Annotated in this window: 11 protein-coding genes; all 11 read right to left on the bottom strand. The window is 47.2% G+C overall.

Features of this window, described 5'->3' with window-relative positions:
* Positions 1-9: 9 nt before the first annotated feature.
* Positions 10-1,449, bottom strand: a complete 1,440-nt coding sequence (locus AC3RCI_RS12600; protein WP_492529260.1) for a sensor histidine kinase — start codon at positions 1,447-1,449, stop codon at positions 10-12.
* The gene (locus tag AC3RCI_RS12595; protein WP_127536051.1) at positions 1,427-2,134 is read right to left on the bottom strand and encodes a response regulator transcription factor; all 708 of its coding nucleotides are present in this window, start codon (positions 2,132-2,134) and stop codon (positions 1,427-1,429) included. Before AC3RCI_RS12595 ends, AC3RCI_RS12600 begins: the two co-directional genes overlap by 23 nt.
* A gap of 187 nt (positions 2,135-2,321) precedes the next feature.
* Entirely contained in the window at positions 2,322-3,761 is a 1,440-nt protein-coding gene (locus tag AC3RCI_RS12590) for a 4-hydroxyphenylacetate 3-hydroxylase family protein (RefSeq protein ID WP_492529258.1), read from the bottom strand.
* Positions 3,762-3,950: 189 nt separating this feature from the next.
* On the bottom strand, positions 3,951-5,912 hold the full coding sequence (locus AC3RCI_RS12585; protein ID WP_492529256.1) for an ABC transporter permease: 1,962 nt from the start codon (positions 5,910-5,912) through the stop codon (positions 3,951-3,953).
* Positions 5,887-6,657 carry an ABC transporter ATP-binding protein gene (locus tag AC3RCI_RS12580; protein ID WP_095358397.1) on the bottom strand — a complete coding sequence of 257 codons (771 nt, stop codon included), beginning with the start codon at positions 6,655-6,657 and terminating at the stop codon, positions 5,887-5,889. Before AC3RCI_RS12580 ends, AC3RCI_RS12585 begins: the two co-directional genes overlap by 26 nt.
* A 277-nt stretch (positions 6,658-6,934) precedes the next feature.
* A complete protein-coding gene (locus AC3RCI_RS12575; RefSeq protein ID WP_154893424.1) occupies positions 6,935-7,918 on the bottom strand; it encodes an ATP-binding protein in 984 nt (327 codons plus the stop codon).
* Complete coding sequence (locus tag AC3RCI_RS12570) at positions 7,915-8,619, bottom strand: response regulator transcription factor (RefSeq protein ID WP_127536055.1); 705 nt, start codon at positions 8,617-8,619, stop codon at positions 7,915-7,917. The genes AC3RCI_RS12575 and AC3RCI_RS12570 overlap by 4 nt, the downstream gene beginning before the upstream one ends.
* A 78-nt stretch (positions 8,620-8,697) precedes the next feature.
* Positions 8,698-10,044 carry a beta-N-acetylhexosaminidase gene (gene nagZ / locus AC3RCI_RS12565; RefSeq protein ID WP_492529254.1) on the bottom strand — a complete coding sequence of 449 codons (1,347 nt, stop codon included), beginning with the start codon at positions 10,042-10,044 and terminating at the stop codon, positions 8,698-8,700.
* 391 nt (positions 10,045-10,435) lie between these two features.
* Positions 10,436-11,539 (bottom strand): NADH:flavin oxidoreductase, encoded by a 1,104-nt coding sequence (locus tag AC3RCI_RS12560; protein WP_492529252.1) that lies wholly within the window; start codon positions 11,537-11,539, stop codon positions 10,436-10,438.
* 258 nt (positions 11,540-11,797) lie between these two features.
* Positions 11,798-13,111, bottom strand: a complete 1,314-nt coding sequence (locus AC3RCI_RS12555) for a hypothetical protein (RefSeq protein ID WP_492473297.1) — start codon at positions 13,109-13,111, stop codon at positions 11,798-11,800.
* Positions 13,112-13,327: 216 nt separating this feature from the next.
* Positions 13,328-14,377 carry a 2,3-butanediol dehydrogenase gene (locus AC3RCI_RS12550; protein ID WP_127536058.1) on the bottom strand — a complete coding sequence of 350 codons (1,050 nt, stop codon included), beginning with the start codon at positions 14,375-14,377 and terminating at the stop codon, positions 13,328-13,330.
* Positions 14,378-14,382: the final 5 nt, after the last annotated feature.

The raw sequence follows: 14,382 nt of genomic DNA, 5'->3' as shown, positions 1-14,382 counted from the left end.
TTCAACGTATCAGTTTGGAATTTGTATCGTAAACACGGTAGTCTCCTTGCCTCGCTGGGACAGGATCAATCGCCCGCCCATCTTCTCTGTATTTCGCCGGGCAATTGCGAGTCCAAGTCCGGTTCCGCCCGTACCAGTTCGTGCTTCATCTCCTCGTACAAATGGATCAAAAATGGTGCTCCACAGTTCCTGGGGAATACCGACCCCTGTGTCTGCAACCTCAATGACTACATGCGTACCCAGCGGAATCAATTCTACCCGCAGCTCGGTTCCCTTTGGATTGTAGGACAGCGCATTGGTAATGAGGTTTTGAATAACCCGTGACAGTAATTCAGGATCGTATCTGGCGTATATCTCCTGATCAGGTACCAGCACATGAAGTACAAATTGTTTCTGCTCAATCTCACCATAGGTATCTGCCATGACTTCACGTACGAATTCCCCGATCTCTCTCTTCTGGATCTGCATGTGATAATCGGGTGAGTCCACCTTGAGCAGTTCGAGCATATTCTGTATCATTCGAGCAACCTGAACGGACTTGTTATAGATATATCCTAGATAACGCTGCTGCCTTTCCTGGTTTTCTACCCGTCCCTCCACTAGAGCCTGGGCATATCCCTGTATGGAGGTAATTGGTGTTTTCAGATCATGCGACAGATCCACAATCAGCCGCTGTTTGCTCTCTTCCGCATAGCGCTTTTCTGCTGAGGTATTCTCGATGACATCTGCCATATAATTAAACGTCTCGCCGATCTGGACAAATTCCTTCTCTGCCGAGATGGACAAGCGTGTACTGTAATTTCCCTGAATCATCTGTGTAAGCCCCAGTGATAAAACACTCAGTGGTTTTTTGATACGACGTGCGACCCAGTAGCTGTATACGAATATGAGGAGCAGAACGAAGCCAACTCCGATCATGATGTAAAATGACAAAGGATGCTTCAGATTGGTAATCAGCAGATTTTCATTCATGCGGATACTCACCAGATCACGCGGTATTTTCAGCAGTACATACTTCGCATCTCTCTCTGCTGCGTAGGGAGAAATGGAATAATAATATGTACTATCGCTTCGATTCTCCAGTCCGGCATACAACTCCGACTCACTGTAATATGTAAATGCATCCTGCTTGACACCGATCTGGCGAATGACCGAACGCTCTGCATCCAGAATTTCGATCCATCCTCCGCTATCCAGCAGACGCTGTATTTCCTTGCTTGAAGAGTCATCCTCAAGCCTCTTGTTCAATTCAGCTGCGTAGACATGCGCCTCGACGTTCAGATCAGGATCAACTACCTGATCCGAAATGCGGAAATCCACGACATCCAGCGAAACCATGAGATAGACAATCAAGACGAGCAGCAGCAAAAAGAAGTTGAACAGCAGGAAGTCCAGTGTCAGGGACGTTTGCAAAAGTCGCTTTTCTCTAGCTTTCCGTTGGCGCTTCAATTTTGTATCCGAGTCCCCTTATCGTTTTTAAATATTCAGGTTGTCTGGAGTCGCGTTCGATCTTCTCGCGAATGTTGCTGATGTGCACCATGATGGTGCTGTCTTCATGCGCGTAGTAGTCCCCCCATACCGCCTCGTAGATTTTCTTGCGTGTAAATACCCGGCCAGGCTGCTCCAGCAGCAGATCCACAATTTTGTATTCCGTGGAGGTTAGGGTTACAGGCTTGCCAGATCGAAAAAGCACACATTTGGAACGATCCAGCATAAGTTCACCGAGAACAAGATTAGTCTCCTGGGGTGCTGCGGATTCATGGGCGTCAAATTGATTCACACGTCTTAACAAAGCTTCTACACGAGCAACAATCTCCAGCGGATTAAACGGCTTCGAAATATAATCATCCGCACCGAGTCCAAGTCCGAGAATCTTGTCATGGTCCTGGCTTTTGGCAGATAGAAACAAGACGGGCATATGATGGGTTGCCCTGATTTGCTTGATTAACTGAAGTCCATCCATTACAGGCATCATAATATCCAAAATGACAAGATCGATCGGTACAGAACGAATGCATTCCAGCGCCTCCGCTCCATTCGCGGCAGTCCTGATGTCATAGTCCTTTTCAAGGTACAGTTGAAGCAGTTCCACGATCTCTGGTTCATCATCTGCAATCAATACGGTGTATCTCATGTTATTCCTCTCATTTCTTCATTCCTCAATCATTGGCTGTGTATTCTTTTACATGTATCTTACTACTATATACCACGTCCCTTAAATCCACCTAAATCAAATCTAAAGATAACCTAAATAAAAGCCCTGGCATGTGCCGGGGCTTGTAATTCTATGCATGAGCACAATGCTGCTGAAGCTTCGATGACTACTTCATGTGGAGCCAAGGCTCAACCTTTTTATTCAGACTTTCCTTATCATATTGTATATACTGGCCGGCACGGTTGCGAACCGGATCCCCTGCGTAGTAACGCTCATAGAGATCGTGCCTCGCCCCAAGTGCACTTCCGGTCAGATCCCAAGCCAGCTGAAACAGACGGATTTTCTCTGGCGCTTGCAGTGTCACTCCACCAAGATATTTGGCCATCAATGGTCCTACCGTTTCATCCAGATCGAAACTGCCTGACGGAATCTGAATCAGTCCACCAGCTGCAATGGTTTTCAGAATTTCAACCGCTCTCGGGTAATATCGGCTGCCCAGATTACGAGCTGTCTCAATGTATTTGAATGACGGGAGCCAGTTGCCATGCGCATCTGGCTGTGCCTGGGCCTCAGAAGCAACGATCAAGCCCTCAATGGTCTGCATCTGGCTGATCATCTCTCCGAGTTGTTCTTGTACATTCAGGAATGAATCCACACCGATCTCCTGGGCAATGGCTGCCGTGACGGCGGTGATAAATTCCAGCTTGGAGTGCAGTCGAATGATGCTCTGATGGTAGGCCAGACTGGAAGAGGCTGCGTTACAGCGAACCTGCCACACGGCTTCCGGATTGTTGTGCAGCAGTACACGCTCCCAGGGAACCAATACATCATCAAAAAATAATACAGCATCCATCTCATCATAACGGGCACTGAGAGGATGAGCAGCATCCAACTGCGGAGCGGCAAATGATTCACGGCAGATCAGATGTAAACCCGGACTTCCCACAGGAACAATCACCATATGTGCCAGTTCCGGCAGATGTCCCGGAATCCGCTGAATCGGATACGCAATGATATCATCTGCATAAGGAGCTGCGGTCGCCACCATCTTGGCACCACGAACAATAATCCCTTCCGAGTTGGTTTTCACAATCCGCAGCATGGCATCTTCATCCTCCCCAACAGGCAGAGAACGGTTGATCTGCGGGTCACGCTGGACAATCGTCAGGAAGGCATCTTTTCGTTTGGCCTCCTGATAGTAGGCTGCTATCTTATCTGCATACATGGGATCGTGTCGCACCATATCTTGACGTGTGGCATACCATCCGACAACACGCGAGCGGGCATAATCCGACAGTCTGCTCATGACTCCATAGGTTCGATCCGACCAGAGCCGAAATGCTGCCGCTCTACTGATGACATCTTGAGAAGCGTGAGGCACCCGAAAAGCCTGATGCACATAACTCCCCGTCTGTTCATCCCAATATGCCACTGTTTCTCGTGTATCCGGATCATCCACCAAATCGAACAAGTTCTCAATGGTCTGCAGTGTTCCCTGAAAGGCGGGATGTTCGGTTACCCGGACACGCTTGCCATCCAGCCATATGTTTCGCTCATCATTCAATCGGTGTATGTAAGCTTGTCCGCGAGACATCGTGATGCTCATGATCCATCCTCCCTCTCAGGCAAAAAGCCTGCTATGGCTACCAATCTCAAAGTATAACTGTCACATGCTGAAGGTATGTATGACACACACAATGATACAATTTGTATCTAATGAAATAGTACTGTGTCGCGTATAGAAAAGTCAACAAACACCGAACGAAGCGTCCGATGTTTGCCTAGGTCATGCCGGTTAGATTAATTTGGAGTACATATGGCGTAAATACCGCCAGCGCACAAGCGCAAAGAACAGGATCTGCATGGTGGCAAAAACGAAGAAGATACGTAGGCTGTATCCCATAACCGAAAAATCGACCAACTGCTGCAGCGCCACAAATGCTACCGAACTATGAATCAAAGCAATGAGTAATGGCAGGAAAAACATAAGCAGCAGCTGCTGAGTTACAATTTTACGAAGTTCAGGACGACTGAGTCCCATCTTGCCAATCATGCGATACTGTGCTTCATCCCTTTCCAGATCCGCGTAGAGTCTAAAATAGGTAAAGCTTGCCGCAAAGGTAAAGAAGACAATACCGATCAGACCGCTCAGGATCAAAATGATCCCATTGGTTTGTTTCGAATTCAGCCAGTCCACAACGAGAGCACTGAACATGAAGTAGCCTTTCGTACGCGGCCGATCTTCAATCGAATTAACCAGGTCAGGGGCGAAGGCCCGCGTTCCCATCCAATCTTCCACCACAAATTGAGTCATTTTATTGGAATAGTAATCTTCACTCAAGTCTAGGAATTCATTGTACGCTGACTTCATCTTTTCAAACAATTCATCGGAAATGACGTAGATGTCCACTTTGAAATCAACAGGGATAACGATTTCGGTAGCTGGAGGAGACAGCTGAACCTGTTGATGATAATTTTCAACTTCAAGATCGACCTGTGTTGGTGAGAACCCCTGCTCTACTTGTTTACGCAGCTCTTTGCGTGCTGTCAGATTCGATGGCGTCATAAAGGCCCCATTTTCCTTATCCAACGTGCGTTCTTCGTAACCAAGGGCCTTAGCCAGATAGTTGTATTCACTCAATTTGATGATATTGCTGCCAGTGTTATTCTCATACAGCTGGGTGTAGCTGCCTTTTACATAGGGGACCTCATGGTCAACAAGCGTTTCCTCAATCTGCCTGATATCCCCCTCTGCCTCAGGTGTATCCCATGAATTCGTGTAAGTGAATGCATACGGGTTCGTCATCGACGACAACCCTGGATCAGCGATCGCCAGCATGGTGCCAATGCCGGTAAATGCCGAGGCTGAGATGACACTTACCATGAAAAACATGACAGCATTGTCTTTCATGCGATACGTAAGCTCGGAAAGAAACAGTACATTGGTTTTACGGAAAAACAAACGCTGATTTCGTTTTAATGCCCGAATGACATACACACTGAGCTGCGTGAACAGCAGGTATGTACCTGCGATAACCATAATGACACTCCCCAGGAGCAGCGGGAATGAGTACGTCACCCACACAAAAGTGAACACCCCTGCATAGCCACCGCCAATCAACAACACGGATAGAAACGCGAGCAAGCGTGATGCCTTCGGCTCCGGTTTCGGCTTTTCCTCCGATTTCACCAAATCAATCAGCGTTCCCTTGCGGATAAGCAGCGAAGAAGACAGTGCAATGACAGCAAACAGAACAAGGAACGCGGCAGCTGTCAGAGCGATTGCTTTTACTGGAAAATAAAATCGAAGACTGTTCTCCACAGCCAGCAGGGAACCGCAGATGAGCAGGATCAGTTTTCCGAAGATCATCCCCAGTCCAATACCCGCTGCAATGGCGGCGATCCCGATACACATGTTCTCCATAAACAGAAGCCGGTTCATCTGTTTGCTTGTCATGCCAATGATCAGGAAGATACCAAATTCCTTCTTGCGTGTTTTCAGAAAAGAACCTACCGAGTACAGCAAAAACAGGAATGAAAAGATAAAAATAATGATCTCTGCAATCATAAAGCCCTGATTGGCAAGCATAGTAACCGTTTCACTTGATCCCCTCAAACCATCCTTCAGATCCGGGTGAAACAGAAGCAGTGCATACGTGAAAAATATCATGACGGAAAATGTACTGCTCAGAAAATGAGCCAAATAAATCCGTTTGTTGCGAACTACATTGTTAATGGCGAACTGGCGAAAATTCATGTCCTGACCCTCCCATTAGGGATAACACATTAATTATCTTTTGATAAAAAGCCGCCCGGTTATCGCCATAGTGAATCTCATTATAGAGTTTGCCATCCTTGATGAAGACCACCCGGCTGCAGTAGCTCGCTGCAACTGCATCATGTGTAACCAGCAGCATCGTCGCCTGATCCTCCTGATTGCGAAGCTCCAGCATCTCCATGACATCACGTGCCGCCTTCGAGTCCAGGTTGCCTGTTGGCTCATCCGCCAATATCAGCTTGGGTGAGTGGATTAGTGCTCTGGCAATGGCCGTTCTCTGTGCCTGTCCACCCGAAATCTCATAAGTCCGCTTGTCCAAAATCCCTTCAATGCCCAGCTTGCTTGCTAGCCGATCCACACGAGCGTTCATCTCCCCCAGCGGCGTTCCGTCGAGCGTCAGCGGCAGCACAATGTTCTCCTTCACCGTAAGGGTATTGAGCAGATTAAACGACTGAAATACAAATCCCAGCTCTTTGCGCCGGAACAGCGCAAGCTCATCCTGGTTCAGCTCGAACGGATTTTTCCCGGCAATGCGCAGTTCTCCTGATGTCGGATGATCGATCGTCGAGATCATGTTGAGCAGTGTCGTTTTGCCGCTGCCGGATGGACCCATGATCCCTACAAATTCGCCTTCCTGGATGCTAAGGTCAATCCCCGATAGTGCTTCATAAGAGACGATGCCTTTATAGATTTTGCTGATCTGTTTAACCGAGCATATTTCCATATGTATCACTCCTTTTTTACGTTGAACATGAGTCAACCATAACTAACTCGTGTCTATTTAATCATTGGTTATTCACTGGCACTCTTGATGCCCTGACTTCTGACTTCAGTTTACCGAAGTTTCGGCTAATCTCCTATGGCTTAACCTTTCACTTGCATGACAAAGTTGTAAGGTTGCTTCTATTAAACAAAAAAGACGTCATTACCCCAGGGTAACAGACGTCGATTCTCTTGAACCATCCTCTTGGAAAACAATATAGAAAACCATCTTACAGTCACTAAACACTAAATGTTATCCGGACCGTCGTCCCTTCACCATATACTGATTCCAGATCGATCCGGTGATTCATTCGGGTCAGAACCTCTTTCACGATGTACAGTCCCATACCTGTTGACTCCTTGAAATGACGACCATTTTCTCCCGTAAAGAAAGGCTGGAACACCCTGTTCAGATCTGACTTAGGAATACCGGCACCCTGATCTTGAACTTCAAGAATAATGGACCGTTCTGCTTTATATGCACGCAGGTATATCTTCTGTCCATTACCAGAGGAGTATTTGATGGCATTGGAGAGCAGTTGCACGATGACAAAACGAATCCATTTGGCGTCCGATTGCACAATTAGCGAAGCATCCATCTGAATCTCTGGATAGACATGATTGCGAATGAAGAAACGCTTCAGCTCATGAATGGCCTCTTCGCCTGCTGCCTTAAGTGTAACCGGTTCAACACTGAAGTCCTGTTCAAATGTGTCCAAACGCGCTACGTACAGCACCGTTTCCAATCCACGTCTCATCTGATCTGCTTCCTCCCGAATACTCCTGAGACGTGGGTCATCGTCCTCCTGGTCCTGCACGGTCAGTTCAATCACGGATAAAGGTGTCTTCATCTGGTGTACCCACTGATTCATAAATGTGAGATACTCCTGCTGGCGCTGCTCCAGACGGTGGAGATGGGCATGATAATGACCATATTGTGAATCCAGCAGCTTCTCCAGCGCTACCGATAAGGGAACCATCTCTTCGAGCGGGACAAATTCATTAAGCGAATTCATGGGCTGTGTCATTCGGGTATAGAACGCCCTGTGAGACATATAACGGTACGTCAGGTAACCTGCATATAAAAATAACCCCAGCGATACGGCATAGACAGCTGTCAGCACATGGTCGTAACCGTCATACCAAAATACGCCGACGACGGTAAGCAAGATGACGACCACCCAGCAAGTTAAAGCAAGGTGTTCTCTCATAAACAGCTTCATGATGGTGAAGCCGTATTCCAGTTTGCGTTTAACCGATAACCGGAACCCCTCACCGTTTCCAAAGCGTCTGTTATGCCTATTTCGGCCAATCGCTTGCGTACACGAGTTACATTGACACTGAGTGTATTGTCGTCTACAAAGGAGTCATCCCACAGTTTCTCCAGAATTGTCTCCCTGCTCACGAGCTTCGGACTACGACGAAGGAGCGTTTCCAGCAGTATCGTTTCCTTCTTCGTCAGCTGCACTTTGCGATCACCGAGCTGAATCTCCAGTCTTTCCAGGTATACTGTCAATCCTTCCAGCTCGACTTTGCGTTCTTCGTCACGGGCTGCGTAATCTCCATATACACGTCGCAGCTGACTTTTGATTTTGGCCATCACGATTTCATGTTCAAACGGCTTCGTTATATAATCATCCGCTCCGTTCTCCAGCGCCATCACCTGATCCATTTTGCCGCTCCGGGCGGAAATAAACAAAATCGGACATGTGGACATCGTACGGATCTGACGACACCAGTAGAACCCGTCATAGCTGGGCAAGTTGATATCCAGAAGAACAACATGTGGCTGGATCTGCTCAAATTGCTGTAACACCCGCTCAAAATCTTCCACAAGAACGGCTCTGTCCCCGTATCGTTCAATATGGGATTTCAGCAGTCCTGCAATTTTCGGATCATCTTCGACAATCATTATGGTATACATAAATGGGCCGCACCCCTAACCTGTAATAATGAAATGTAGTATGTTCTCTCTCATTCCAAAATCATAACACAGGATGGATTACTCGGCATGAACCTGTTTGCGCCATTGTACAATGTCTGCGTTCAATTGCTTGAGGTCACCCGATGGTTGCTGCTCATCAGACAGCTTGTACGACTGCTTCAGTGCCAGAATACGATACACGCTTTCATCAATTCGAGATTCGGTGATTTCCCCATTCTTCACCGCATTTTTCAATGTATCAAATATCGTTTTGGCACTTTCATAGCTGTGAGCCACGAGCAAAATATCACTGCCTGCCTGAACGGTCGCGATTGCAGCTTCATTCAGTTTATAATTTTTGGCGATTGCACCCATGCTGAGATCATCTGTAATGACAACGCCGTCGTAATTGAATTTGCCCCGCAGATGTTCACCAATAATGACATCCGATAACGAAGCAGGATGATCAGGATCCAGCTTAGGGAATAAAATGTGAGCCACCATTACAGCCTCCACATGCTCTTTCACCGCGGCCTGAAACGGAATCCACTCCAGCTCGGCCAGCTGCTTCTCTGTTTTGTTCACCACGGGAAGATCCAGATGGGAGTCCACCGACGTATCCCCATGACCGGGAAAATGCTTCACGACCGGAATCACTCCCTCGCTGCGCAGACCTTTCATCTCAGCGACGCCGAGACGAGACACGAGTTCAGCTGAACTGCCAAAGGAACGGTCACCAATCACCGGATTGTTCGGGTTACTGTTGACGTCCAATACCGGAGCAAAATCCACATTAAAGCCTGCAAGTTGGATCTGCCTTGCCAGTAATTTACCCATCGTTTCTGCCAGTTCGGCGTCATTCGTCGCTCCAACTTTACCATTGGAAGGGATACTCTGCACTTCATCCGGCATTCGGCTGACTTTGCCACCCTCCTGATCCACACTCATGAAGATTGGCACCGGATTGGAACGGTTTGCTTCTTTGATGGACTGCACAAAATCCGCTGTTCCCTGCAAAGTCGTCACGTTATTACCATAAAAAATGATGCCTCCTACCTTTTGGTCCGCAATCATTTGTTTGGCCTGGTCATCCAGAGCAGTCCCCTGTACCCCGGCCAAAATCATCTGTCCAATCTTTTCATCCAGCGAGAGCTGGTCCAGCTGCTCCTGAACCGGATCTGCCTCTTCCTGAGGGGAAGCATTGTTCTGCTCATTATTCTCTTCAGCTTCCTCCGCATCGGAATCACCACTGCCTTCCGGTGCAGCTTGTTGTTCCGTAGTAGAGCCTGTAGGGGAATTCGCTGTGGAGCCGGGCTTTTGCGTTTCTCCACATGCGGTAATGAGCATAAGGACTGCAATAATCAGAAATAACATTTGCAACGAGTGTCTTCGTTTACTCTTTATAGAATCGTTATGTACATACAAGGAATGTCAACCTCCTAATTCATGTTGGAATGTGTACCGTAATGTTCAGGCATAACATTAACATAAGCAACTATTTTTTCAAAATCACCTGCTTTAATTAAAAGAGTGAGATACGGGTCTGATTTGCCAAAAAAATGCTTGCATTTGAGCGTTATAATATGGTTTCTAATGATTTTTCAACGAAGGGCGTGGGCGTTGTATGGACCAACGGGGATCGTAATTGCGGCCGAGAAATGGTGTTCTATTGTGAATTTTTCATATGTTGAAATTATCATTATAGCAGGTTGAAAAAGCCGCCTTTCGGCGGCATAAGGTTGTTGTGGATTGCTTATTTTTTGTCTTCCTTGTAGGTAAAAAAGGCAGAAGAATGCTGATAAATAGCTACTATTCACTAATTCAATGTTTTCAACACTTCAGTTGTAAATGGAATGATCTCGGACTGCCGTCCTTCACGCACTTTTGCAGGCCACTCCGGATCGCTTAGCAGTACACGTCCCAGAGCGATCAGTTCAAACTCCTTGTTCTCTAACATCGTATTCAATTGGTCCAAGTGAGCATCGCCTGTTCCCTGATTCTCGGTTGATCGGTCCACGAATTCGGCTTCCAGACCAACGGACCCAACGGATATCGCAGGTTTCCCGCTTAATTTTTGTGTCCAACCGGCAAGATTTAATTCAGATCCTTCGAATTCCGGCAGCCAGAAGCGACGAGTCGAGCAATGAAAGATATCTACGCCCGCCGCAGCCAGCGGCGCAAGAAATTGCTCCAGCTGTTCCGGGGTATCCACCAGGCGAGCATCATAATTGCCCATTTTCCATTGAGAAAAACGAAGCACGATCGGAAAATCCGGTCCAACCGCCTCGCGGCACGCTTTAATGACCTCGACTGCGAATTGTGTGCGTTTGACCAAGTCACCGCCATACTTGTCTGTACGACGATTGGTATGCTCCCAGAAAAACTGATCAATCAGGTATCCGTGAGCGCCATGCAATTCTATGCCATCGAACCCGATCCGCTTCGCATCTGCAGCTGCTTGTGCGAACGCTTGTACCAGGCCTTGGATCTCTTCTTCGGTTAAAGGTTCCCTGTTCTCTTCACCTGCCATGCTGATGCCAGACGGACTAACCGGCTCCGCTTCTGCATGAGGCAGATCACCTGTACGCCTTGCTGTGCCCACATGCCACAATTGAGGCATGATTTTACCGCCCGCGTCATGGACGGCTTGAACCACATTTGACCAGCCCTGGAGGGATTCATCACCATGAAATAACGGAATACTCGCACCGCTTACAGAGGAAGGATGGTTAATCCCTGTCCCTTCCGTGATAATGAGCCCCACACCGCCAGCTGCTCTGCGTCTGTAATATTCAGCAACTTCCGGCCCGGGTACGCCCTCCGGAGAAAAACCACGAGTCATGGGTGCCATGACGATCCGATTGGACAATGTAAGCTTGTCTGAAGTGAAGGGTGTAAACAACGCTGAAGGTACATTCATTTGTTTATAGCTCCTTTATCTTGTGGAATGTCAGAACCCAATTACCTTTCCATTTTATAGTTTGTGAGTTTTATTTTCAAACTCGCTAATGAAATGATCTATTATGTAACAAAAAAAATAGAGCATCCCCGCAGCAAGTGGCAATAATTACGCTGCTGTACGTGTACGCTCTGTGTTTACGTCTTTTTCATTTTAAATGATAACCAAAAATAGATATGAATCATAGTATATACTCCATACTCTTTCTGTGTGTTCCTCTTAATCCGAATTCACAGGAATGTCGTGGCGATGAACTCTGAGTATTTTGCCTGATGAAGGTGAGACGACGTCCGGATCCGTGCCCAAACCGAAGTAGAAATCCCCTTCATGCTCTTCAAATGACTTCGCATACGTGTCCTGGTTGAACCGGAGAATTTCATGCCAATTGATCAGGTCCGTGGTTTGGTATACCCGGTTAATATACAGATTTTTATTTTGGAACGTATAGGTGAGTACATATACTTTGCCGTCGCGCAAAAGCAAGTCTGTTGGCAGAGCTTTGGCATCAGGTAAAATCACGCGCCTAGCCTGATTAATGGCTGTCATGACATTCAAGGATTTTGGAAGCAATTGACCGTCATTGAATACGCCACCAGCGATATAGACTAACTTGTTATCAAAGTTAACATTTTTCCCAATCTTGTTATACGGAATCGTGCCCTGCTGATAGGTCAGTCCCGGCAGGATTTTGTTACCGTAGATTACGACGTCTTTCTTCTCCAGATTCGCATTAATCTCCAGGAAATTGGTTTTGTCATTCCAGATTTTATTGGCAGGATACATCATTCCGGATGCATACAGCTTGCCCCCCAGCTCAAACAGCGTGTATGCCCTTAGCCCGAACGTATTAATGTTTGCAAACTTCTGCCAGCTTACGCCCATATCATGTGAAATCAGAATCGTTGGTTTATCTTCTGTTCCGAGAGCGGCAAACATTTTGCCTTGAAACAGAGCAAGGTCATAAACGTGTACCCCAAGCGGAAGGTTGCGGTATTTTGTCCATACGTCCCCATCCAGCCGATAAAAGTTCCCGAAACTCCATTGCTCTCCGTCAGAATCATTTCCCGGAATATAGAGCTTGTCGTCCAGGACCTTGTAGATATCAATCTGCTCCTCATCCACAACCATTTTGGTTGATGGGACAATTCCAGGATTGCTGTTGCTGACTGCCTGCCTATTAAACGATGAGGTTGCTGTATCGAAATAAATGACCGGGATGGGACCCGAGTTCGGCGCTACCCCCATATTGCTGCTGTTGCCATGACCCAAATAGATCTTGTCTCTGTATAACTGCATATCCCACACATTATTGGCGTAAGGCGTTTTGGCAAAAGGTCGTCCAAGCAGCTCAATCTTGCTTGTCACATCCGCAGAATTGATGGGTACATTGGATACCTTTGCCATGGCCCGTTCAACCGTCGGCTTGCGCTCGGCCTTGTCACTGCTTTTGGGCTTGGCACTCCCTGTAAGCATCCAGCCCACGCTTGCAACGATGGTCAAAATGAGAGCTGCCCATTTCGTGTTGTTATGCATGCCCGCTTCCTCCTTCGTTCTGAAATTGAATGCCTTTTCATATAAACGATACAAATTGTATCTTTTTATATTATGTAAAACAGAACAAGCATGCAATACATTCCGCCCTTTTCAACAAAAATAGACAGCTTCATCCGAAGATGAGCTGTCTTGGCAGGTATTCTTTTTGCCAAAATGACATCGTTTTATTAAAAAGAAAAGATTTCTGAGTTGCTGCTACTCGGCTTTGACCAGGATTTTCACCTGATTTTTCTCTTTCAAAAGAGCTTCAAACCCTTGATCGACTACTTCATCCAGCGAAATACGTTTGGTCACCAGCTTGTCTGCCGGGAAGAAGCCTTTATCCATCAGACTAATCACAGCCGGGAATACATCCCGATAACCAATAATGCCGTTCACTGTACGTTCTTTCATGACGATAGAGTTAGGCAGAATCGGAGCCGCTTGCTCAAAAATGCTGACGATCATCAGCTCTCCACCAATACGTGTCGAGTCGATCGCCTGCTGCAGCACAGGTGGTACACCTGTCACTTCATAAGCAACGTTCACGCCGCCTTGCGTACGTCTATGAATCTCTTCCACAACATTGTACTGGGTTGGATCAATCACAATTGCGCCAAGCTCTTCGGCTTTCGCTTTGCGTTCTTCAGATAGCTCTACTACATAGATGTCGGAGGCGCCGGAAGCTTTCAATGCTTCAATAACGAGCAAACCGATTGGACCCGCACCAAATACAGCTGCAGTATCGCCTACTTTCAGCTTGCTTTGACGCACGGCATGCAGCGCTACCGCAGAAGGTTCTACGAGCGCTCCCTGTTCGTAGGAAATGGAGTCAGGGATGGCGTGTACCATATACTCTTCAGCTGTTACGTATTCAGAGAAACCCCCGCCTCCTCCGGCGAGACCGAGGAATCCCATCTGGTCGCACAGATTGTATCTTCCCTGTTTGCAGGCTTCACAATGTCCGCATGCATAGATAGGTTCAACGACAACACGGTCTCCTGCTTGAAAACGGGTAACACCTTCACCCACTTCAACGACTTGTCCCGAGAACTCGTGTCCCATCACTACAGGAGCTTGTTCGCCTGTTAGCGGATGCGGTGCTTGAGCTGGAATGAAAATTGGTCCTGCAGTGTATTCATGCAGGTCACTGCCGCAAATTCCGCACCATTCCACTTTTATTTTAACTTTCCCTTGTGCCGGGCTAGGTTCATCGATATTTTCCAGACGTAAATCTTTAACACCATGCCAACGTAATGCTTTCATCAATT

The sequence above is a fragment of the Paenibacillus sp. MT124 genome, from assembly GCF_058792755.1.
Note: the sequence above shows the minus strand (reverse complement) of the source record. Positions and strands in the feature narration are given on the sequence as shown.